This is a genomic window from Microbacterium enclense, from assembly GCA_038182865.1.
GTDB lineage: Bacteria > Actinomycetota > Actinomycetes > Actinomycetales > Microbacteriaceae > Microbacterium > Microbacterium enclense_B.
The window spans coordinates 2,246,886-2,267,742 of record CP116226.1; the positions used below are offsets into that span (position 1 = coordinate 2,246,886).

The following is a 20,857-nucleotide window of genomic DNA, read 5'->3' on the forward strand; positions in this document are numbered from 1 at the left end:
TTCGAGACGGATGCCATGGCCATCGCCGGTATCCCTCGACTTCCGCCGCGCTTCTCCGAACGATCGCGCCTGACCGAACGCCTCGATGCGCCGACCGCCCTCGTCGTCCTCTTCGCCCCCTCGGGATACGGGAAGACCAGCGCCCTCGCGTCGTGGGGCGCGCGCACCACGCGCGTCGGGGTGTGGGTACGCGCGGGCGACGGGACACGTGACATGGTCCCTTTCGTCTCGGCGGTGGCGCGGGCGCTCCTCGACGCGGGCGTGGTCCCGGCGGACGACCCGCTGCGCGACTCGCTCGAGGCCACCTCGCCACGGCATCCGTTCGACTCGTTGACCCGCGCGCTCCGCCGGGTGGCGCCGATCACCCTCGTGGTCGATGAGGCGGAGCACCTGGGCGAGGACGTCATCGCCGAGCTCGTCGAGCTCGTGCAGCACGTTCCGACGGTGTCTCTGCGGGTCGCGACGCGCCGTCGAGACGGATTCACCGAGGCCGCCCTGGGCGCGATCGTCGAACGAGACCTCGTCGCGCTCGCCGACCTCCGGCTCTCGCCCGCCGAGGTCAGCAGCATCACGGGAGAGCAGCCCGGCACCCCCCTGCACGACGAGATCCTGCGCGCGGGCGGAAGCGCTGCCGTGGCGAACCTCGCGGCATCCGGCGATGACGTCGTCCTGGACGGTGCGATCCTGGAATCTCTCATCCGTCTCCGCGAGCGGGCATGGGGGGACGAGTTCACCCGGTTCCTCGAAGTGGCCTCGCTGAGCGAGATCATCGACACCGACCTCGTCGGACGGCTGTGTCCGGAATCCGACCCGCAGCACCTGATCGACCGGGCCGAGACGGAGGGGATGGGGCACCGCGAGGGCTCTGTGCAATCGTCGACGTTCGTCATCGCCAGCGTCTTCCGCGAGGTGTTCTCCCGTCGAGCGGGCACCCGGCTCACTGCGGCACAGCTGCGCTCGACGCACCGCACCATCTCGTTGTGGCATCTGTCGACGGGAGGGGCGTTGCCGGCGTTCCACCACGCGGTCCTCTCGTCCGACCCGGCCGTCCTGACGAGCGTCGTCCGCCAGACGTGGGGGCTGCTGCTCCGCAGCGCCGATGAGGTCCGTGCTCTGTCACCCGCCGTGCCGTTCGCGGCGCTGACGGCGTCGCCCCTGACGAGCATGCTGTTCGCCATCCTGTGGAACGCCAAGGGCGCCCATCGGCTGCGGGCGCTGCAGTACTTTGCCCTCGCCATCGGTGGCGGTCGATTGCATCAGAAGACCGCGACACCGTCGGATCGCGCCCTGTTGGGAGCAGTCGAGTCGGCGGCACTGCGTATCTCGGGACGACCGGATGCCGCGTTCACCGTCGCACGACAGACGGCACGTCTGCTCGGGGAGCTCGAGCCCACCGGCTTCGTCGATCTGGGGCGCAACGTGTCGGCGGTCTACAACCACGTGGGGATGTCGCTCATGTACGGCTCGCGGCCTCACGCCGCCACGGAGAGCTTCCTCCGGTCGGAAGCGATCGGCGAAGAGAGAGGGCTGACGGCGGGCCTCGAGGGGCGGTCCAACGCGGCCGGCGCCTTCGCCCTCCAGGGGGACCTGGCCGCGGCGAGCGACGCCATCGCGCGCGCCGAGCACAGTCGGTGGCCCGATGGGTGGCGTGACGGCTACGCGGGCAGTCTGCTGCATCTGGCCGAGGCGGTCATCGCGCTGGAGGCCGGTGACGATGCTCTCGTCCTGCGCCATCTCGAGCCTCTCGCGCCGCACCGCGCCACGATCGAACACGCGGGGCTGCTGCAGTACATCGAGACCATCGCTCACCTGGGCGGGGGAGACGTGAACACCGCGACGGTGTCGATGGCCCGCATGAGGGCCCGGCAGCGTGGTCAGCGACGACTGGCCGGACTCGGCGAGGCGATGACGCTCGATGCCCGCATTCTCATCGAACTCGCCGCCGGGCGCCTCGTCGAGGCGGAACGGCTGCTCTCGCGACTGCCCGACACCGTCGCGGGGCGCCTGTCGCGTGCCCGCGTGCGTCTCGCGCAGGGAAACGTCGATTCCGCCCTCACGATCCTCGCGGTCAGCGTTCCCGAGGAACCGGAGCACCGCCTGCGCGCCGAGCACAGCGCCTTGACCCTCGCCGCGCTCGCGCTGCTCGACGCGGACGAGCCCGACACTCCGCACGATCTCGCCGCTCCGCTGGAGCGACTGAGCGCCGCCCTCGAGGTGAACGGGCTCACGGTGCCGCTCCTGCTCGTGCCCGTCGGGGCGCTGGACGAGATCGCGCGACTGCCCCTGTCACCGACGCTCGCCGCGGCCATGGACACCGTGCGCTCTCGCGCGTTCATCCCCTCGGCGCCCCGCCAGGCAGCGCTCTCCGCCCGGGAACGGCAGGTGGCCCTGGCCCTGACCTCGGGCAAGACGCTCACCGAGATCGCCGTCGAACTCTCGGTCTCGCGGAACACCGTCAAGACGCAGCTGCGGAGCATCTATCGCAAGCTCGGCGTGCACGACCGGAAAGAGGCGGTGCTGGCCCTGGCCCGCCGAGGGTCGATCTGACCGCTCAGTCCGACGTCGAGTCGGCGCGTCGTGCCATCGGCGCGTCATCTCGCGCCGCGTGGCCAGCACGTGCGGGAAGGGACGTCAGCGCGGTCAGCACGGCGATGCCCGCGCCGGAGAGCAGCATCACGACGTAGTTGTTCGGCGAGGTCGACAGCGGGTCGCCGCTCCCCACGCGCAGCAAGAGACCCGCAACCCCCGGGATGAGGATCGAGGGGATCGATTCTGCCGCGTTCAGCACGCCCATGACCGTGGCGTGCCCCACCGTGCGGGAGTACCGCATGGCGAGGGCGAGGTTGACGCTGAGGAAGACGCCGACACCCATGCCACCGGCGAGCGACGCGACCCACAGGGCGAGGGGCATCTCGGCGAAGGCGCGCAGGGATGCGGCACCCGCGAGCGCGAGCGCTCCTGCGATCAGCATGACGCGGCTGCGCCCCGGGCGGCGGGCGACGGCTCCAGCGGCGAACGCGCCGATGCCGACGCCGATGCCGCCGACCAGGGCCGATACCGCCACGATTCGCTGCGGGTCGCCTCCTGCCTCCGCCATCCGGTCGGTCACGAGATACAGCGAGAAGCCCGTGGTGAGTCCGAGGGCGCTCTGGATGAGGAAGCGCTGCGCCCAGATCCCCCAGAACGGGCGAGGGAGGTGCGGTCGCCGGCGCGACGGGGTCGTCGAGTCGGCCGCTCCTGGCGCCGGAGAGATCAGGGCCGTCATCGCCAGAGCGCCCAGGGCGAGGACGATGGCGACGACGGCGGTCGCATCCGGGAGGACGGCGACCAGAGCGAAGGGAACCAGCGGGGAGACGAAGGCGATGCCGGTGAAGGTCGCCGAGGCGCGCACGTGGTCAGCGGCGGAGACGTGCGTCGAGACGGAGGCAGCGACGACGACGAAGACGGCGTTGTACCCGGCCTGTGCCACGACCCAGCCCGTGATCGTCTGCGCGATGTGCGCGGACGTGAACATGGCGACGATCCCCCCACCGCCGGCGAGCGCGCCGAACACGGCCCACGCGCGCGGGCTCAGGTGGCGTCGGGTGAGATCGATGGCTCGGCCGAACACCGGTCCCGCCAGGACGGCGGTCACGGCTCCCGCCGTCAGGGTCGCCGCCAGCGCGTCGGCGCGCGCCGTCGCCGAGACGATGGTGTCGATCGCCCGGGGGACGAGGATCACCGCGCAGACAGCGAGGGCAGCGAGAGCCAGGCCGTTGATCGCACTGGCGGAAGCGACGGACCGCCAGCGCGTGGGGGTGACCTGTTCCACGACAACAGCATGCCAGGACCGCCTCGGCCGGGAACCTCTCGTGAAACCACCGCCGGGATGGCGGTGGCCGGGCCATCTCGGACATCGTCCGGGCCGACGAACTCCGCCCGGCATCGGCTCCGGCAGGATGGGACGCATGACCGCTCCTCTCGCCCTCATCACCGGTGTCGGCCGTCGACGTTCCATCGGGGCGGGGCTGGCTCTCGGCCTCGCCGCCGACGGCTGGGACCTCGCGCTGTCGTATTGGCGGCCCTACGACGACCGCCTGGGTCTCGAGCGCGGGCCCGGCGACACCGAGGCGATCGCCGACGAGTGCCGGGCCCGGGGCGTCGAGGTGTCGCTGCTCGAGGCCGATCTGGCCGATCCGGCCACCCCTGACGCCCTGTTCGCCGGCATCGACAGACGGGTCGACGCACTCGTGCTCTCACACTGCGAGAGCGTGGACAGCGCGATCCTCACGACGTCCGTCGAGGCGTTCGATCGTCATTTCGCCGTCAACGCCCGCGCGTCGTGGCTGCTGATCCGCGCCTTCGCGGAGCAGTTCCCGGTCACCGCGGACACCGCCGCGACCGGCCGGATCGTCGCGCTGACCAGCGATCACACTGCCCACAACCTCCCGTACGGCGCGAGCAAGGGGGCGCTGGATCGGATCGTCATCGCCGCCGCCGTCGAGCTCGCCGACCGTGGCATCCGTTCCAACGTCATCAATCCCGGACCCATCGACACCGGGTGGATGGACGACGCGATCCGCCGGTGGACGACGGATGCCACACCCGCGGGCCGGCTCGGAACCCCCGACGACATCGCCGACCTCGTGCGATTCCTCCTGTCGGAGCGCGGCGGATGGATCACCGGGCAGCTGCTGTCGAGCAACGGCGGATTCGCCACCGGCTGATCCTCTCGCCTCGATGCCGCGGCGCGGATCGGCGTGGCGTCAGCGGACCCGGCCGTCGTGATAGACCAGCGGCTCGGCCGTGGCCAAGCTGCTCGCACCGCGCACCTCGAGGACCGCGAGCTCGTGATCGCCCAGCTCCAGCTGATCGCGCAACACGCAGTCGAGCCAGAGCCGGGCGTTCTGCACGAAGACCGCTCCCTCGGCCGACCGCGCCACAGCGACACCGGCGAAGCGATCCGCCGTTCGCGAGGCCAGGCGAGAGACCACCTCGCGATTGGCCTCCGCCAGGACCGAGATCCCCAGCCGCTCGGCGCGGGCCAGCAGGGGCCACGTGCGCGACGAGCGCTGGGCGGCGAGGAGCACGAGCGGGGGGTCGAAGCTCGCGCCGACGGTGAAGGAGGTCACGACCATGCCGTGTGCCTCACCGTCGACGTGGGCGCAGATCGCCGCGACTCCGGTCGGATACTGCGAGAACATGCGCCGGAGTGCCGCCGGGTCGTCCGGCACGTGCGGGACCGAGGTGCGCGGGGAACCCTCGTCGGAGCGGGAGAACTCGAGGTCGGCGAATGGGTGATCCCAGCTCATTCCGCGAACGTCTTCCTCATCCACTCCGCGCTCACCTTCGCCGAGAGCGAGGGGTCCATGCTCGCGCGGTCGACCTCGATGATGATCCATCCCTCGAACTCCTCGCCGAGAGCCGACAGCATCGCGTCGAGGTCGAGGTGTCCGAGCCCGGGCTCCAGGAACAGCCCCGCGTTGGTAGCCGCACGATAGGGGGTGGGGGTCGCACGGGTCGCCTCGGCGACCCGGAGATCGAGGTCCTTCACGTGGAGGTCGATCACGCGCTCACCGTGTCGGGCGATCATGGCCGTCGCGTCGATACCCGCCCAGGCGAGATGGCCCACGTCGAACGACGCGCCGAGGGAGGGGATCGCCGCGAGCGTCTGCTCGATCTCGTCTTCTGTCTCGATCCAGGTGCCGACGTGGTTGTGCAGTCCAGCTCGCACGCCTTCTCGCGCCAGGACGTCCGTGGCCTCGGCCAGGAACTCGATCTGCTCGTCCAGTCTCTGCTGCGAGAACCCCGCGCCGACGGCGACGGCCTCCTGCATCCGGACCGCGGTCGGCAGCCACGACACCTCAGGGGCGAGGAACAGGGTGTCCAGACCGAAGAAGTTCGACTCCTCGGCCTTGCGGCGCACCCCGTCGAACCAGTGGATCCGCTCGGAAGAGCCCGGTGCGAGGTTCACGCCGTGATCGCGGGGAATGGCGATCGACGCGTAGCCCGGGGCGAGGGCGAGTCCGGATTCCTCGACCATCGACCGGAAATCCTGGAGGGTCTGGGTGGGGAGCACCTCCATCATCACGGCGCTGAATCCCGCCTCGCGGATCTCGCGCAGCACGCCGGGGTAGTCATCACGGAACGTGGGGTCTGTGAAGCGCCACAGATCCACGCTGTCCGGATCGGTCGGATCGGCTTTGATGTTGATCCACTGGATGGCGTTGAGCGCGACCCGGTCGCGGCGCACGGCGCTCATGCGGTACCCCGCGCGTTGTAGACGACGACGTCGCCGGAATCGACGGCATCCCGGTACGAACGGAAGACCTCGAGAGCCTCCTCGCGCAGCAGCGGATCGACGACACGGATGCCGCGCCGTTCGAACTGCTCCGCCCAGTCATCCCTCATCGGTCCCTCGTCGAAGGTCGTGATCTCCTCCAGCTCGGGGCCGGAGCCCGCGACCACGAGGGTGCGCACGCCCGACCAGAGCGTGGCGCCGTAGCACTGCACGCACGGCCGCCAGTTGACGACGAGTTCGTGTTCCGGCTGGTCCGGGCCGCCGAGGTCCCAGTCGCCGATCGTGCGCTGCGCGGTCCCGAGCGCCGTCACCTCGGCGTGTGCCGACGAGACGCCGGAGGCGAGGACGACGTTCACTCCGACGGAGACGATGCGTCCGCTCCCGGTCTCCGCCACCAGGGCGGCGAAGGGGCCGCCGTTCCCCTCGCGCCAGTTGCGGTCCGCCAGTTCATGGACGAGACGCATCCGGTCGGCGCGATCCGGGATCGTCTCGGGGATGTCGGCGAGGGCGTCGACCAGCCAGGCGGGAAGGCCGATGTCGAAGGAGGTGGCCGGGGGATTCATTCGTGCTCCTTGCGGGTCGGGGAGAGGAGGGGGAGGGCGTTCACGCGGGAATGACGGACAGCTGCCGCACGGCGGCGTTCGCGGCGCGCACCGCGGTGACCGCGCCGGTGAGCGTCGCATTGGCGACGACGGCGGTGGGCACGACGCCGTTGCCGGCGACGAAGAGGTTGTCGAAACCCCAGACGCGGCCGTCGGGGTCGCAGACGCTCGTCCCGTCGTCGACAGGCCCCATCCGCACCGTGCCGGTCTGGTGAAGGGAGGAGCCGGGGGGCAGCAGTGCCGACTCGGTGTCGGGGTCGAAGGCGCCGAAGAGGCCGAAGAGCGTCGCCATCTCGTCGCGCGCGCGAGAGATCGCCGACCGATCGGCATCCGAGTACGAGAAGTCGATCTCGAAGCGGGGCATGCCGGTCAGGTCCGACTCGCCGTCGACGAACCGCACGCGGTTCTCGGGCCGGCTCTCGATGGGGACATAGAGGGAGATCCCGACACCGTACCCGAGCGGCGATCCGTCCTCGTCGACGTAGGTGCTGTTCATGATCTGTCCGTGGAAGGGCTGCGCCGCTCCGTTGTGGGGGAGCCAGAGCGAGTCGACGCAGAACTCCCCGGGCAGCGCGGTCGGGAGGTCCTCGAGGGAGAGGCCGAACCGGTCCAGGTCGAGCAGGACGCGGCCGGTGAGGAACGCGTGCTCGTTCACGTAGCGTCCGAGGGCGGCGGGGCGGATGCCGGACGCGTGGAGCAGCTGAGGAGTACGGAAGGTGTCGGCGCACACGACGGTGACGGCGGCGTGCACGATCACCTCGGCGTCGTCCGCCGTGCGGCGCACGCGCGCACCCGCGACCCGGCCGGCGTCGTGGAGGAGCTCGACGGCGAGGTGTCCGGTGAGCAGGTCGAACGCGTCGTCGGACGCTCCGCCGATCGGAGGGAAGATCACGGCCGGTCCGACGCGGTGTCGTCCGGTCCCCCCGGGGGCGAATGCCATCGGCATCGGCTGAGGCTCCCGCGGGATCGGGGTGCGGGCCCCGTAGTGGGCGGCGAGCTGTTCGAGCACGATGCGGCCCGGGAGCGTCGGACCGATCGACGGTGAGGTCGCGTGCAGCGCTTCCTGCGCGACCGCCAGGTCCCGCGCGAAGCGCGCCGGGTCGCCGAAGTCGAAGCACTCCTCTCCCGCGGGCCACGGCACCGCCGCCGTCCAGTGCGCGCCCATTCCTCCGACGTTCCACGCGGCCGCCGCCATCGGCATGGCATCCGCGTCTTCTCCGAGGGTGGAGAGGAGGTGGACCCGGGGCTCGAGGTCGGCGGGGTCGCCGGCGCGGGTGGGTTCGGGGACCGCGCCGGCGTAGAAGCCCTGGATGCCCGTGGACACGGCGCTGTTGTACTCGGCCCAGATCTCTTCCTCGGCGACGTCGTGCAGATGCAGCCCGGGCGTCGCCCCGATGGGGAGCCCGCCCTCGACCATCAGGATGCGCGCATGCGGGGCCTGGGCGCGCACGAGGCTCGCGACGAGACTGCCCATGATCCCGCTGCCGACGATGAGCAGATCGGGCTGAGGGCCTACGGCGGGGGAGGGGGTGGTGTCCACGGGGTCTCCGGTTCAGGTCGGGGGGAGTTTCAGGCGTCGCCGCGGACGATCGTCTCGAGAACGGATGCCGAGACGGCGTCGAGGGCGACATGAGCGGCGCCGGCGAGCACGGCATCGGCACCCAGCGCCGTGGGCACGATGCCGATGGCGGGGTCGCCACGATCGCGGAGGCGGTCGGTGATGGAGGGGATCAGGACGTCGGCGGCATCTTCGAGTCCACCGCCGAGAACGACCACCTCGGGGGCGATCGTCCAAGCGAGGACGTCGATGAGATCGGCGATCTCGGCGGCGAAGTCCCGGGCCGCGGCTCGGGCGGTCTCGTCCCCGCGGCGGGCGGCGACGGCCAGCTCGAGTGCCGGAACGCGTTCGGCGGCGATCGGTGACGACAGCAGCGCGAATCCGTCGCCGGCGCTCTGCTGCAGCCCGAGCACCCGTGACTCCACGAGCTCGCCGGCGGCTCCGCCGTGGCCGTGGTGGATCCCGCCGCGCAGGACGAAGCCCGCACCGGTGCGGTTGCCGTGGACCAGCCAGGCGATGTCGTTCCTGCCGGTGGCGGCCCCGGCCCGGCTTTCCGCGTAGGCGGCGAGGTTCGCATCGTTGTCGGCGGTGACCGCGAAACCGAGTCGCGCGGTGGCGGAGCGCGCGAGGGGGTATCCGGTCCACGCGGGGGCGTTGATGAGGCGCGTGACGACGCCGGCGCGCGCATCGATGACACCACCGGCGGCGATCGTCCCGGCGGCGAGAATGTCGGAGGGCAGAGACGCGTCCTCCCGCGCCCGCTCGGTGACGCGCCGGAGGTGCTCGAGGGCGCGGTCCGGCTCGAAGTAGTCCGCCCCGAGCGACGCCTGGGCGCGCCCGAGCACGTGGCCGCGGAGGTCCACGATCATCGCGTAGGCCGAATGGGTGTCCAGTCGCAGGGCGACGGCCACCCGGTGGTCTGCGACGTAGCGATAGCTCTTCGCCGGACGACCCGCACCCCCCGAGATGCTCTCGGACTCGTCCGCCCACCCCGCGTCGCTCAGCTCGCCGAGGATCGCCTGCAGGGTCCGGCGGCTGAGACCCGTCGCGCGACCCAGCGCGGCGAGCGTCACCTCGTCGTCGGAGGCGGCGAGGGCTCGCAGCACCACGGCGGTGTTCATGCGACGGACACGGGCCTGGTCGAGCCCCTCGACGGGCGGAGTGTCGGGGGTGATGGCCATGGGGAGGGCACTCATTTCAGTCCGGTCGCGGCGATGCCCTGCACGAAGTAGCGCTGCAGGAACAGGAAGAGGGCGAGCACGGGAAGCATGACCACGACCGCCCCGGCGAGCACGAGGCCGTAGTCGGTGACGTTCTGCGCGGCCTGCTTCGTCGCGGCGAGCCCGACCGGCAGCGTATACGTCGCGGACTGCTGGGCGACCAGGAGGGGCCAGATGAAGTTGTTCCACGACGCCAGGAACGACATGATCGTGACCGTCGCGAGGGCCGGCCCCGCGAGGGGGAGGAAGATCCGCGCGAAGATCCGGAACTCGCTCGCGCCGTCGATGCGGGCCGCCTCGATCAGTTCCTGCGGGATGCTCGACGCGTATTGGCGCACGATGAACACCGAGATCGGCAGGACCGCGAGCGGAAGCGCGATACCGGTCAGGGTGTTGATGAGACCCAGGTTCACGGTCACGACGAACTGCGGCACGAACGTCGCGGAGAAGGGCACCATGAGGGATGCCATGACCGCGCCGAACGCCAGCCTCTTGCCACGGAACTCCAGCTTCGCCAGCGCGTACCCCGCCATCGAGCCGCCGACGACGTTCGCCCCCACCGTGAGGGCGGCGACGACGAGGCTGTTGACGAGGAAGCCGCCGAAGCCCACGGCGGTGAACAGCTTCGCGAAGTTGTCGAAGGTCACCTCGCTCGGAAGCCAGGCACCGGGGGCGGAGCGGAAGTCGTCGAGTCCGCGCAACGATCCCGAGACGACCCAGAAGAACGGCAGGACCGTGATCGCCGCGGCCACGACGAGGGCGAGGTAGAGCAGCGCGACGGGGACGACCGGTCGGCGCCGGACGGACGGGGGCGACAGAGTCACGTGCGCGACCTCAGCATTCGGAACTGGAGAAGACTGACGACCACGACCACGACCAGCAGGACGAAGGATGCCGCGGACGAGATCGAGATGTTGCCGAACCCGAACTGGTCGTAGGTGTACAGAGCGAGAGACCTGGTCGAGCCGAGCGGGCCGCCGTTGGTGAGCAGATACGGCTCGTCGAACACCTGCAAATAGAACACCGTCAGCAGCACCGAGACGAGCAGGGTGGTCGGCATGAGCAGGGGGAGCGTGATCGAGAAGAGCCGGCGGACAGGTCCTGCTCCATCGAGCGCGGATGCCTCGCGGACGTCGTCCGGGACAGCCTGGAGCCCCGCGAGGAAGAGCAGCATCGCGGTCCCGAAGTTGCGCCACACACCGAGCAGGATGACGACCGGCATGGCCAGAGACGTGTCGCCGAGCCAGTTGGGGCCGGCGAAACCGAGGGTCGCCAGGACCTCGTTCACGGTGCCCTGCGAGTTGAAGGCGTACTGCCAGATGAGCGCGACCGAGACGACGTTCGTGACCACGGGGGCGTAGAACAGGGCCCGGAACACCGAGCGCCCACGACGGATGACCGAGTCGAGCAGGACGGCCAGCACGAACCCGATGAACATCGTCAGCGGGACGCCGATGACGACGAAGACGAGGGTGTTCAGGAGCGACCGCTGGAAGGTCGCGTCGCCGAGGAGCGTCACGTAGTTCTCGAGACCCACGATGTCGACGCCGAAGGGATCGCGAAGGTCGGTGCTCCTCATGTCGGTGAGGCTCATGCCGAGCGACCCCACGACCGGGATGAGCGTGAACACCACGAACACGGCCAGGAAAGGCGTGAGGAACAGCCACGCCGTCACACTGTGCGTCCGCCCGCCGCGGGGACGGCGCGAACGCCCCGTCCCCGCGGCGAACAGATTGATCGCTGCCATCTCAGTTGCCGGTGCCGATGCTGTCCGCTGTGGCCTGCAGGTTCTTCGCGGCGTTCTCCGGCGTGACGGTTCCGCGTGCGACAGCCTCCAGCTCCGCGCCGATCGCGGCCGACACCTGCGGCCAGGTGGTCGCGGTCGGCATCGGCTGGACGTTCTTCAACTGCTCGAAGAATGCATCGAACAGGGGGTTCCCGGCGATCGTGTCGTCCTTCCAGGCATCTTGGGTGGCCGGCATGCTGCCGTAGGCGGAGAACTGGGCCAGCTGGGTCTTCTCGTCCGCCATCTCGCGCACGACCTTCCACGCCGACGCGGCGTTCTTGCTCTCCTTGTTCACCACCCAGCTGCCGCCGCCGAGGTTGCCGACGTCACCGGCCGGGCCGGCGGGCTGGACGGCCGTGGCGACATGCTCGGCGGTCCAGCCGGGCTGCTGAGCGACGCCGTCGAGGGCGGCGATCACCCACGGGCCGGACAGCATCGAGCCCGTCTTGCCATCGACGAAGTACGGCTGCGAGTCGAGGAAGCCGGGGCTGTCGACGGCGGCGACGCCGCTGAGGTAGGGCTGGGCGAAGTAGGTGATCGCCTCGACCGCGTCCGGGGTGTCGATCTGCCACGAGGTGCCGTCGTCGCTGATGAGGCTCTGCCCGGCCTGCACGGCATAGCGCTGGAGCGCTTGGCCGGTGTAGGTGTCCCAGCCGACCTCGGCACCGAAGCCCTTGGTTGCGCCACCCTTCTCGAGCGCCTGGAAGAACGGCAGCGTCTGGTCCCAGGTCGTGGGAACCGTCGCCCCGCCGACGGCGGCGAAGTCCTTCCGATAGATCAGGGCGTAGGTGTAGGCGTACCAGGGCACGGAGTACGTGGTGCCGTCGTACTGGCCGGCCGCCCAGACGCCGGGGAAGAACGACGCGGGATCGACCAGACCGTCGGGGACGGGGGCGAAGGCTCCGCTGGCGAGGAACTGCGACTGCGCCTCGGTGTACACCTGGGCGATGTCGGGGCCCGTGCCGGCGGCCATGGCCGTCTGCAGCTTGGTGTTGTACTCGTCCGACGGGATCAGGGTGATCTGGAGGTCGAGGTCGGGGTTGGCCTTCTTGTAATCGGTGAGGACGTCACCGAGGACCGTGGCATCGCCGTCGGGCGCCCACAGTGTCACGGTGCCGGTGGCGGGGGCGTCATCGACGGTCGTCGACGCGGAGGACGACGAGGCGTCAGCGCTGCGGCCGCAGCCGCTGAGGACGAGAGCCGTGCTGAGCGCAACGGCTCCGACGGCGAGGAGGCGGGATGTTCGGGCGGAGCGGGTGTTACCGAAGAGAGTCATGGAGAGCTCCAGGGATTCGGCGGCCGGATGGACAAGAGGTGCGGGTGGAGAATAATGCGATAAAGTCGCATAATTGGGGCGCAGGGAGCCTGCGCAGGCGATCCTGCCAGCGGGTGGTTACGCGCTCTCGCCTCGGGCGTTTCTGATTTGTTTCAGTTATCTCGAAGAATCAGTCCGCGCGAACCGTGACCACCTGAGCGACGAGGGCCTCGTCCGGGGCCGCCGTGAGCCGGTGGCTGGCCGTCGCGTCGAAGCGCACCACATCGCCCGCCCGGAGCGGCACCGTTCTGGCGCCGAGCGCGAGAGTGCCTCGGCCGGCGAGGACGAAGAGGGCATCCTCGCCCGAATGCTGGAAGGCGTCGTCCTCTCCGCCGCCGGCGGGAATCGACACCTCGTAGACCTCCAGGTGCGCGTCGGGTCCGACCGGCAGCGCCCGCAGGTGGGCCGCGTCTGCGGACGCGTCGTCGTGCCCGCGGCCCGCGTCGTCGCTGTCGGACAGAAAGCGTGCCGGAGGCACTCCGAGCGCTTCGGCGAGGAGGTAGAGGGTCGCAACGCCCGCCCGGATTCGTCCGTTCTCGATGTTCGACAGGGTCGGCTGGGAGATCCCGGCCAGTCCGGCGAGCTGCCGGGTCGACAGTCGTCGTTCCCGGCGGGTGGCGCGGACGGCGTCGCCGATCGTGGTGTCGATCTGTTCGGCATCCGTCATGCGTGCGCCCCCGGGGCGGCGCCGGTCAGCACCGTCAGCGCCGTCGCACCTTCCGGTCCTGCCTCCAGGCGATGGGGGACACCGCCCGCCATCCATAGGCCCTCGCCCCGCCGCAGGCGGTGCGGTGCCGTCGACTCCCGCAGGAGCGTGACATCGCCAAGCACGATCCGCAGGAACTCCTCGCCGGCGTGAGTGTGCGGCTGCGGTTCGCTCTCGGCGGGGGAGAGCTCGATGCGGACGATCCGCAGCCGTCGACCCGGTTCCTCGAGCAGGAGCTGCGTGGGAGCGTCGTCGCTTCCGCGCGGATGTGCGTCCACGTTCGTGTGCTCGAAGCGCTCGGGCGTCGGAAGAAGGTGATCCGAGGGGACCTCGAGGGCGTCCGCGAGAAGACGGAGCGTGCGCAGGCTCGGGAAGATCCGCCCGTTCTCGATGTTCGACACGAACGGCTGCGACGTGCCGATGAGGCTCGCCAGGTGTCGCATCGACAGGCCGCGCGAGCGCCGATGAGCGCGCACCGCGGCGCCGATCGCCGCGGCAGCCCCGTGCTCATCGCCCACGTGTCGAGCTTACGGCGAGAACAATCCATCCCTGTGATTTGATTTGATTCAGTTATCATCCGAGGAGACCGACGCGAAAGAAAGAGGATCCACCCATGCCCAAACAGCTCGTCCTCGGAGCCTTCGAGGAGTTCACGCCCAACTTCATCGGCAACGCCTGGCACCACCCGCGCGGTGACACGAGCGCCTTCGCGACCCTGGAGTTCTGGCGGGAACTGGTGACGACGGTCGAGCGGGGCGGGTTCGACTTCTTCTTCCTCGCGGAGGCGATCGGCTACCCGATGAACGACGACGGCGTCGTGCCCGAGGCGGTGATCCGCGAGGCGGTTCAGCTCCCCGTCCACGATCCGATGGCGATCATCTCGGCGATCGCGGCGACCGTGCCGCGGATCGGACTCGTCGTGACGGCCTCCACCACCGCGCAGCGGCCCCTGCTGAACGCGCGGACGCTGACGACGCTGGATCACCTCTCCGAGGGGCGCCTGGGGTGGAACATCGTCACGAGCGACAACCAGCAAGCGCTGGTGCGCCTGTTGGATCTGGGCGAGATGACCCCGCACGACGAGCGGTACGCACGCGCGGCGGAGTTCGTCGATCTGTCGCTGCGACTGTGGGAGGCCGCGTGGGAAGACGATGCCGTCCTCGCCGACAAGGCGAGCAAGACGTGGGCGGATCCCGCGAAGGTCCACCGCATCACCCATGACGGTCAGTACTTCCGCTTCGACGGGTATTTCCCGGCCATTCCCTCGCCCCAGCGGACCCCGACGCTGTTCCAGGCCGGCACGTCGGCGGCGGGTACGAGCTTCGCGGCGCGCTATGCCGAGTGCGTCTTCACCCAGGATCGTGAGGCGGCCCGCGCGGCGCGGTCGGTGCGTACCCTCCGGGAGAAGGCCGTCGCCGCGGGGCGTCCGGCCGACTCCCTCTCGATCATCAACGGGGCGAGCTTCATCGTCGCCGAGACGGATGCCGAGGCCCGCAGGCTCCGTGAGGAGCTCGATCACACCCCGACGCGCGCCGCCGCCGCAGCGCTCTTCCTCGGCTGGTCGGGTGTCGACCTCGCCGCCCTGGACCCCGCGGTGTCGCTCGACGACGTTTCGACCGAGGTGGGCCAGACGATGGTGGACATGTGGCGCCAGAACGACGGTTCCAGCCCCACGGTGGGGGAGGTGCTCGATTCCCTGCCGTCCACCATCGGGGGAGTGAAGTTCACCGGGACAGCGAAGAGCATCGCCGACCAGGTCGAGTCCTTCGTCGCCGAGACCGATATCGACGGGTTCCTCGTGGAGAACTGGTACGGGGGCGCCGAGGGTTACGTCGACGTGATCGAGCACGTGCTGCCCGAGCTGCGTTCGCGCGGGTTGCTGCCCGAGAAGCCGCGTCGCGGCACGCTTCGTGAGATGGTCACGGGTTCGGGGGCGCGGCTTCCGGACTGGCACGCGGGTCGCGGCTGGTCGAAGCGGGGGTGATCATCTCCCCGCGGGCGGGATCGAGCGTCAATCCGGGTCGACGAGGAGATTCGTGATCCGCGCCGTGGCGATGAGTCGATCGTCGTCGTCGGTGACCCGGATGTCGTAGGTCGCCAGTCGCCGCCCGCGGTGAGACGGGGTGGCGACGGCGTGGATGTGACCGTCGCGTGCGCCGCGATGGTGGGTGATGTTCAGGTCGACCCCGACGCACACCTTCCCCGAGGCGCTCGCGTGGATCATCGCGGCCCACGACCCGACCGCCTCGGCGAGAGCCGCCGTGGAGGCGCCCCAGCGACTGCGTGTTGCCCGAGACGGGGAGGGATGCCGCGACGCGATCGGCGGACTGCTCGGTCACCGTGATGCCCAGACGTTCGTCGAGGGCGCCGAGGGTGATCGTCCAGGTGGTCATGCGGGCTCCTTCCGCGAGCGCGCTTGTCGGGTGCGCGCCCGTCTGACACTATTACTGAACGCTCGGTCGGTAAGAGGTCGGCGGAGCGTCTTCCCTTCCTGCCCCACAGAACAACGGAGTTCTCATGGCCACCCAGACCTCGTCATCCGCTTCCGCGACCGGGGTGAGACGAGAGGAACGGCGCGTCCTCGCCGGAACCCTCGTCGGCACCTCGATCGAGTGGTACGACTTCTTCATCTACGCCCAGGCGGCCGGACTCGTCCTCGCGCCGCTGTTCCTGGCCCCGCTGGCGGAATCCGACCCGTCGATCGCCCAGGTGCTCTCGTGGGCGACGATCGGCATCTCGTTCCTCTTCCGTCCCCTCGGGGCGGTCGTCGCCGGCTACCTCGGCGACAGGATCGGGCGAAAGAAGATGCTCGTGCTGACCCTGATCATGATGGGTGTGTCGACCGCACTCATCGGCGTGCTGCCGACGTACGCCGCGATCGGCGTCGCCGCGCCCATCCTCCTCATCCTCCTGCGCGTGTTGCAGGGCTTCTCCGCCGGGGGCGAGTGGGGTGGGGCCGCGCTGCTGTCGGTCGAGCATGCTCCCGTCGATCGCCGCGGATACTTCGGCGCGTATCCGCAGATCGGCGTGCCCATCGGCATGATCCTCGCGACCGCGACCCTGTGGATGCTCACCTCGTCGATGTCGGCCGAGGCCTTCCTCGCCTGGGGGTGGCGCGTGCCGTTCCTGCTCTCGATCGTGCTGATCGTCGTCGGCTACGTCATCCGCCGCGCGGTCGAGGAGAGCCCCGTCTTCGAAGACCTCGTGCGTCGCCGCAAGGAGTCGTCGGCACCGCTCGGCCAGCTGTTCCGGAAGAACTGGCGTCAGGTCGCCCTGACCGCTCTCGTGTTCATCGGCAACAACGCCGCGGGGTACCTGCTCATCGCCTTCTTCTCGACCTACTCGGTCGCGGTGCTCGGACTCGAGCGCCCTACCGTGCTGCTGGCCACCACGTTGGCATCCTTCGGATGGCTCGGGTTCACCCTCTGGGGTGGGTGGCTGTCGGACCGCCTCGGTCGCGTTCGCACCTTCCAGCTCGGCTACCTGCTGCTGGCGGTCTGGGCCGTACCGATGTGGTTCCTCATCGACACCGGCAACATCGTCTGGTACTTCGTCGCGCTGTTCGTCATGACGCTCGGCCTGGGGCTGTCGTACGGCCCGCAGGCGGCGCTCTATGCCGAGATGTTCCCGGCCAATGTCCGCTACTCGGGCGTCTCGATCGGGTACGCGCTCGGTGCGATCATGGGCGGCGCGTTCGCTCCGATGATCGCCGAAGCGCTGCTGCGCTCCACCGGCGTCTCGTGGGCGATCGGCATGTACATCGCGGTGGCGGCGCTCGTCTCGCTCGCCGCGGTGTCGCTCATCAAGGAGACGAAGGGCGTCGATCTGCACGCCTGAGGACGGATGCCCCGGAGGGGCCTCGTGCGACGTGCGGGGCCCCTCCGGCATGCGGTGGCCGTGCGGTCCGTGCTGGTCCGACGCGTTCGGCGGTCGCGTTCGGCGGTCGCGAGCGGCGGGGTGGTACCGTCCCGCGGAACTCCTCGGGACACGCCGCCGGACGGCGACGGGGCACGGCGTGTCGCGGTCGATATCCGCACCGCGGTACGCGCGTCAGCCCGTGCGGGTTCGGTCGAGGGTTCAGGCCGTGCGCAGGCCGTCGAGGGCGATGCGGACGATGTCGTGGCCCAGACGGTCGCCGTCGACGCTGCCGCCGGGACGGTACCACTCCACGACGGAGTTGATCATGCCGAAGAGCAGGCGCGCCGCGACGGCGGCGTCGACGTCGTCGCGCACGCTGCCCTCGACCTGAGCCTCGGCGACGAGCGCGGTGACCCGGTGGTCGAACACGCGGCGACGATCCAGCGCCGCCTGTTCGACGGCACTGTTGCCGCGCACCCGCAGCAGCAAGGTGACCGCCGGCAGTTGGGCGACCAGCACGTCGGTGGCACCGCGGAGCACGAACCGCAGTCGATCGGATGCCGCGCCCTCGCGGGCCGCGGGCTGGTCGAGGACGGCCTCGAGCCCGCCCAGCGCCGCCTCGAGAGCAACGGCGAGCAGCTCTTCCTTCGATGCGAAGTGGTGATACAACGCCGACTTGGTCAGTCCGAGCCGACGCGCGAGATCGGCCACGCTCGTGGCGTCGTAGCCCTGCTCGTTGAACAGCTGCACCGCCACGGCCAGCAGACCTTCGCGGTCGTAGCCGGGCCGTCCGCGGCGTGCGGGCGCGGCGCCCGTGCTCGTCGAGGAGTCGGCAGTGCTCACGGTCTCAGTGTGTCACTCCAGCAGCGCGGGGTCGTCTTCGCGCAGCAGTGCGCGGGCTGCGTTGCCGATCACCGCGCTGTATGTCGGGTAGGCGAAGCGCACCCCCGCGAGGGTCGAGACGTCGATGCCGGCGGCCATCGCGGTGGTCACCGACTGGATCACCTCGACGGCGTTCTCGCCGACGGCATGAGCCCCCAGGAGAAGCTCGCGCCGACGGTCGGCGATCAGCATGAGGAACCCCCGCTCCCGATCGTCGATCACCGCGCGATCGAGCTGGGCGAACCGGGCCACCGCGATCACGCAGGACGGGTCGCGGTCGCGCGCCTGCTCCTCCGTGAGCCCGACGCCCGCGTAATCGGGATCCGTGAAGCCTCCCGCCGGGAGCAGGTGGTGGGGCGTGCGTCGGTTGGCGCCCAGCACCGCGTTCTCGGCGGCCGCCTCCCCCTCGAACTGCGCGGCCTGGACGAGCATGTCGCGGCCGTTCGCGTCGCCGACGGCCAGGATGTGCGGCACGATCGTGCGGAAGTATCGGTCAACCGGGATCGCGGACCGCTCCACCTCGATCCCGGCATTGTCGAGACCGAGGTCTTCGACATCGGCGGGCCAGCCGGTCGCCATGATGACGACGTCGACGTCTTGTCGGTGGGTCTCTCCCTCCGCGCGCCAGGTGAGTGCGATGGCACCCTCGTCGGTGCGGTCCAGCCGCTCGACCGTCTCGATGCCCGTGCGGACGTCGACCCCGTGGTCGGTGAGCGACTCCGCGATCACCCGTGAGATCGAGGCATCGGATGCCATCAGCACCCGCGGCGCGACATCGAGCAGCGTCACCTCAGAGCCGAAGGAGCGGAACACCGTCACGAGCTGCGCACCGGTGTTGCCCGCGCCAATCACCGCGACGCGCCCCGGGAGCTCGGGAAGGGACAGCACGTCTTCGGGGACCGTCGCGAGGTCAGCGCCCGGGATGGGAAGACGCCGGGAGTGACCCCCGACGCAGACGATGATCGACTCGGCGCGGACGTGACGACCGCTCTCCAGCACCAGGGTGTGCTCGTCGGCGAAGCGCGCACGCCCCTCGTGCACGAGGTCGATGCCGGCGGCGGCGAAACGCTCGGCCTCTCGCTTTATCGATCGCACGGCATCCACCCGCTCGTGCACGCGTGCGACGACCGCCGACCAGTTCACCCGCGGCTCGTCGACGACGATGCCGTAGTCGTCGGCGGCGCGCGTCTCGCGCATGAGGCGTGCGGCCTTGGCGAGGACCCGTGTCGGCACGCACCCGGTGTTGACGCAGGTCCCGCCGACGCGCCCCGCCTCGAGGACGACCACCGACGCGCCGAGCTCGGCTGCTCGGAGGGCGGCGGCGGTGCCCGCGGGACCCGCGCCGATCACCGCGATGTCGTAGGTGTCGGTGTCCTGGTCCACGGCAGCCCCTCGTCGGTCGAGGGCTCCAGTCAACCGCCCTCGCACCGCGGACGAGTGGGGGTTGCGGCGCCGGTCAGAAGCCCTCGTACAGGTCGGTGGCGGTGAGGCCGGTGCCTCCGAGAGCGCGTACGCCCGGCGCGGGGTGCAGTTCGAACATCTCTCCATCGTGCAACAGCACTGCCGTGTAGTCGCCGCGGGTGTCGAGCTTGAGCTCGAACCGCCCGGTGTCGATGAGGCGCAGCGTCACGACGGCGCCACTGCGGGCGAGGAAGCTCACTTCCTTCTCGCGCGCCGTCGGCAGGGGGATCTGTGGCTCGTCGGCGTCCATCACCCGAGTGTGTCACGCCCCTTCCCAGGGTGGACCCGCCTCAGTGATGATCGCGCCACGAGTGCCGGGGGTCGTAGCCCAGCAGGCGCCGTGCCTTGTCGATCGACAGGAGGGTGTCGTTCTCGCCCAGGTCCCCGTGTGTTTCGACGTCGGGGAACACCTCCGCCACCAGCTCGGCGTTCGAGCGGGTCATCACGGTGTCGGCCGCGGCGATGATGAACGTGTCGAAACCCGCCGGAGCGTTCGCGAGCGCGCGGTCGATGGCCTGCGCACCGTCGCGGGCGTCGATGTAGCCCCAGAGGTTCCACTTGCGGGTGCGCGCGTCGGCGTCGAACGGGAAGTCCGCGTAGTCGTCCGGGACCATGACGTTCGAGAACCGCAAGGCGGTGATCGACAGATCGGGATTCCACCGTACGAGTTCGGTCGCCAGTCGCTCTTCCAGCGTCTTGACCAGCGAGTACACCGATTCGGGACGCGGGGCGTACTCCTCGTCGACGGGGATGTACGGCGGAGGCACGTCGAAGGGAAGGCCCAGGACGGTCTCGCTGGACGCGTAGACGATTCTGCGGATGCCGAGACGCACGGCCGCCCAGAAGACGTTGAACGTGCTCGCCATGTTGTTGTGGAAGGTGGCGACGTCGGACCGGATGCCGGGAGCCGGGATCGCCCCGAGGTGGACGAGGGCGTCGACGCCGTCGTGCTGATCGTTGACCCCGGCGAGAGCATCGATCACCTGGCCGTAATCGGTGAGGTCGACCTGCACGAATCCCGGGCCGCGCTCGCCGCGGAGATCGAGACCGATGACCTCATGGCCCGCGGCGCGGAGGTCGCGCGCGACGACCGTGCCGAGCTTTCCGGATGAACCGGTGAGAGCGATGCGCATGGGACTCCTTGCGTCGAAGCGGATATCCCCGACGCTACCGTCGCACTCGGGTATCC

At 70.1% G+C, this 20,857-nt stretch carries 19 protein-coding genes and 1 pseudogene; 4 read left to right on the plus strand and 16 right to left on the minus strand.

Going from position 1 to position 20,857, the window contains the following annotated elements:
- The first annotated feature begins 15 nt into the window (after positions 1–15).
- Positions 16–2,547, plus strand: coding sequence for a LuxR C-terminal-related transcriptional regulator (locus PIR02_10495; protein WZH35208.1), 2,532 nt, complete (start codon positions 16–18; stop codon positions 2,545–2,547).
- A gap of 4 nt (positions 2,548–2,551) precedes the next feature.
- Here PIR02_10495 and PIR02_10500 read toward each other — a convergent pair whose 3' ends face one another.
- The gene (locus tag PIR02_10500) at positions 2,552–3,811 is read right to left on the minus strand and encodes an MFS transporter (GenBank protein WZH35209.1); all 1,260 of its coding nucleotides are present in this window, start codon (positions 3,809–3,811) and stop codon (positions 2,552–2,554) included.
- A gap of 136 nt (positions 3,812–3,947) precedes the next feature.
- Here PIR02_10500 and PIR02_10505 point away from each other — a divergent pair, with 136 nt between their 5' ends.
- Positions 3,948–4,706, plus strand: a complete 759-nt coding sequence (locus tag PIR02_10505; GenBank protein WZH35210.1) for an SDR family oxidoreductase — start codon at positions 3,948–3,950, stop codon at positions 4,704–4,706.
- Positions 4,707–4,745: 39 nt separating this feature from the next.
- Here PIR02_10505 and PIR02_10510 read toward each other — a convergent pair whose 3' ends face one another.
- The 10 genes from PIR02_10510 to PIR02_10555 form a co-directional block, all read right to left on the minus strand.
- Positions 4,746–5,315, minus strand: a complete 570-nt coding sequence (locus PIR02_10510; protein ID WZH35211.1) for a flavin reductase family protein — start codon at positions 5,313–5,315, stop codon at positions 4,746–4,748.
- Positions 5,288–6,241, minus strand: coding sequence for a sugar phosphate isomerase/epimerase (locus PIR02_10515; GenBank protein WZH35212.1), 954 nt, complete (start codon positions 6,239–6,241; stop codon positions 5,288–5,290). The genes PIR02_10510 and PIR02_10515 overlap by 28 nt, the downstream gene beginning before the upstream one ends.
- Positions 6,238–6,843, minus strand: a complete 606-nt coding sequence (locus PIR02_10520) for a nucleoside deaminase (GenBank protein ID WZH35213.1) — start codon at positions 6,841–6,843, stop codon at positions 6,238–6,240. The genes PIR02_10515 and PIR02_10520 overlap by 4 nt, the downstream gene beginning before the upstream one ends.
- A 40-nt stretch (positions 6,844–6,883) precedes the next feature.
- Positions 6,884–8,422 carry a GMC oxidoreductase gene (locus PIR02_10525; protein ID WZH35214.1) on the minus strand — a complete coding sequence of 513 codons (1,539 nt, stop codon included), beginning with the start codon at positions 8,420–8,422 and terminating at the stop codon, positions 6,884–6,886.
- Positions 8,423–8,451: 29 nt separating this feature from the next.
- Positions 8,452–9,636 carry an ROK family protein gene (locus PIR02_10530; GenBank protein WZH35215.1) on the minus strand — a complete coding sequence of 395 codons (1,185 nt, stop codon included), beginning with the start codon at positions 9,634–9,636 and terminating at the stop codon, positions 8,452–8,454.
- A complete protein-coding gene (locus PIR02_10535) occupies positions 9,633–10,484 on the minus strand; it encodes a carbohydrate ABC transporter permease (protein ID WZH35216.1) in 852 nt (283 codons plus the stop codon). The genes PIR02_10530 and PIR02_10535 overlap by 4 nt, the downstream gene beginning before the upstream one ends.
- Positions 10,481–11,407, minus strand: coding sequence for a sugar ABC transporter permease (locus tag PIR02_10540; GenBank protein WZH35217.1), 927 nt, complete (start codon positions 11,405–11,407; stop codon positions 10,481–10,483). The genes PIR02_10535 and PIR02_10540 overlap by 4 nt, the downstream gene beginning before the upstream one ends.
- A 1-nt stretch (position 11,408) precedes the next feature.
- Positions 11,409–12,722, minus strand: a complete 1,314-nt coding sequence (locus tag PIR02_10545; GenBank protein WZH35218.1) for an extracellular solute-binding protein — start codon at positions 12,720–12,722, stop codon at positions 11,409–11,411.
- 169 nt (positions 12,723–12,891) lie between these two features.
- On the minus strand, positions 12,892–13,428 hold the full coding sequence (locus PIR02_10550; protein WZH35219.1) for an XRE family transcriptional regulator: 537 nt from the start codon (positions 13,426–13,428) through the stop codon (positions 12,892–12,894).
- The gene (locus PIR02_10555) at positions 13,425–13,985 is read right to left on the minus strand and encodes an XRE family transcriptional regulator (protein WZH35220.1); all 561 of its coding nucleotides are present in this window, start codon (positions 13,983–13,985) and stop codon (positions 13,425–13,427) included. The genes PIR02_10550 and PIR02_10555 overlap by 4 nt, the downstream gene beginning before the upstream one ends.
- 95 nt (positions 13,986–14,080) lie before the next feature.
- On the opposite strand from PIR02_10555, the gene PIR02_10560 reads away from it, so the two are divergent.
- The gene (locus tag PIR02_10560) at positions 14,081–15,451 is read left to right on the plus strand and encodes an NtaA/DmoA family FMN-dependent monooxygenase (protein ID WZH35221.1); all 1,371 of its coding nucleotides are present in this window, start codon (positions 14,081–14,083) and stop codon (positions 15,449–15,451) included.
- 27 nt (positions 15,452–15,478) lie between these two features.
- On the opposite strand, the pseudogene PIR02_10565 reads toward PIR02_10560, so the two are convergent.
- Positions 15,479–15,860 (minus strand): annotated as a pseudogene (locus PIR02_10565) (PaaI family thioesterase).
- A 124-nt stretch (positions 15,861–15,984) separates the two neighbouring features.
- Between PIR02_10565 and PIR02_10570 the strand changes: the two are divergent.
- Positions 15,985–17,304: an MFS transporter gene (locus PIR02_10570; GenBank protein WZH35222.1), complete on the plus strand. Its 1,320-nt coding sequence runs from the start codon at positions 15,985–15,987 to the stop codon at positions 17,302–17,304.
- 240 nt (positions 17,305–17,544) lie between these two features.
- Here the strand turns inward: PIR02_10570 and PIR02_10575 are convergent, their stop codons facing one another.
- From PIR02_10575 to PIR02_10590, 4 genes are all read right to left on the minus strand, one after another.
- The gene (locus tag PIR02_10575; protein WZH35223.1) at positions 17,545–18,168 is read right to left on the minus strand and encodes a TetR/AcrR family transcriptional regulator; all 624 of its coding nucleotides are present in this window, start codon (positions 18,166–18,168) and stop codon (positions 17,545–17,547) included.
- Between the two features lie 12 nt (positions 18,169–18,180).
- On the minus strand, positions 18,181–19,590 hold the full coding sequence (locus PIR02_10580; GenBank protein WZH35224.1) for an NAD(P)/FAD-dependent oxidoreductase: 1,410 nt from the start codon (positions 19,588–19,590) through the stop codon (positions 18,181–18,183).
- Positions 19,591–19,663: 73 nt separating this feature from the next.
- Entirely contained in the window at positions 19,664–19,918 is a 255-nt protein-coding gene (locus tag PIR02_10585; protein ID WZH35225.1) for a hypothetical protein, read from the minus strand.
- Positions 19,919–19,958: 40 nt separating this feature from the next.
- The gene (locus tag PIR02_10590; protein ID WZH35226.1) at positions 19,959–20,801 is read right to left on the minus strand and encodes an NAD(P)-dependent oxidoreductase; all 843 of its coding nucleotides are present in this window, start codon (positions 20,799–20,801) and stop codon (positions 19,959–19,961) included.
- Between the last annotated feature and the right edge of the window lie 56 nt (positions 20,802–20,857).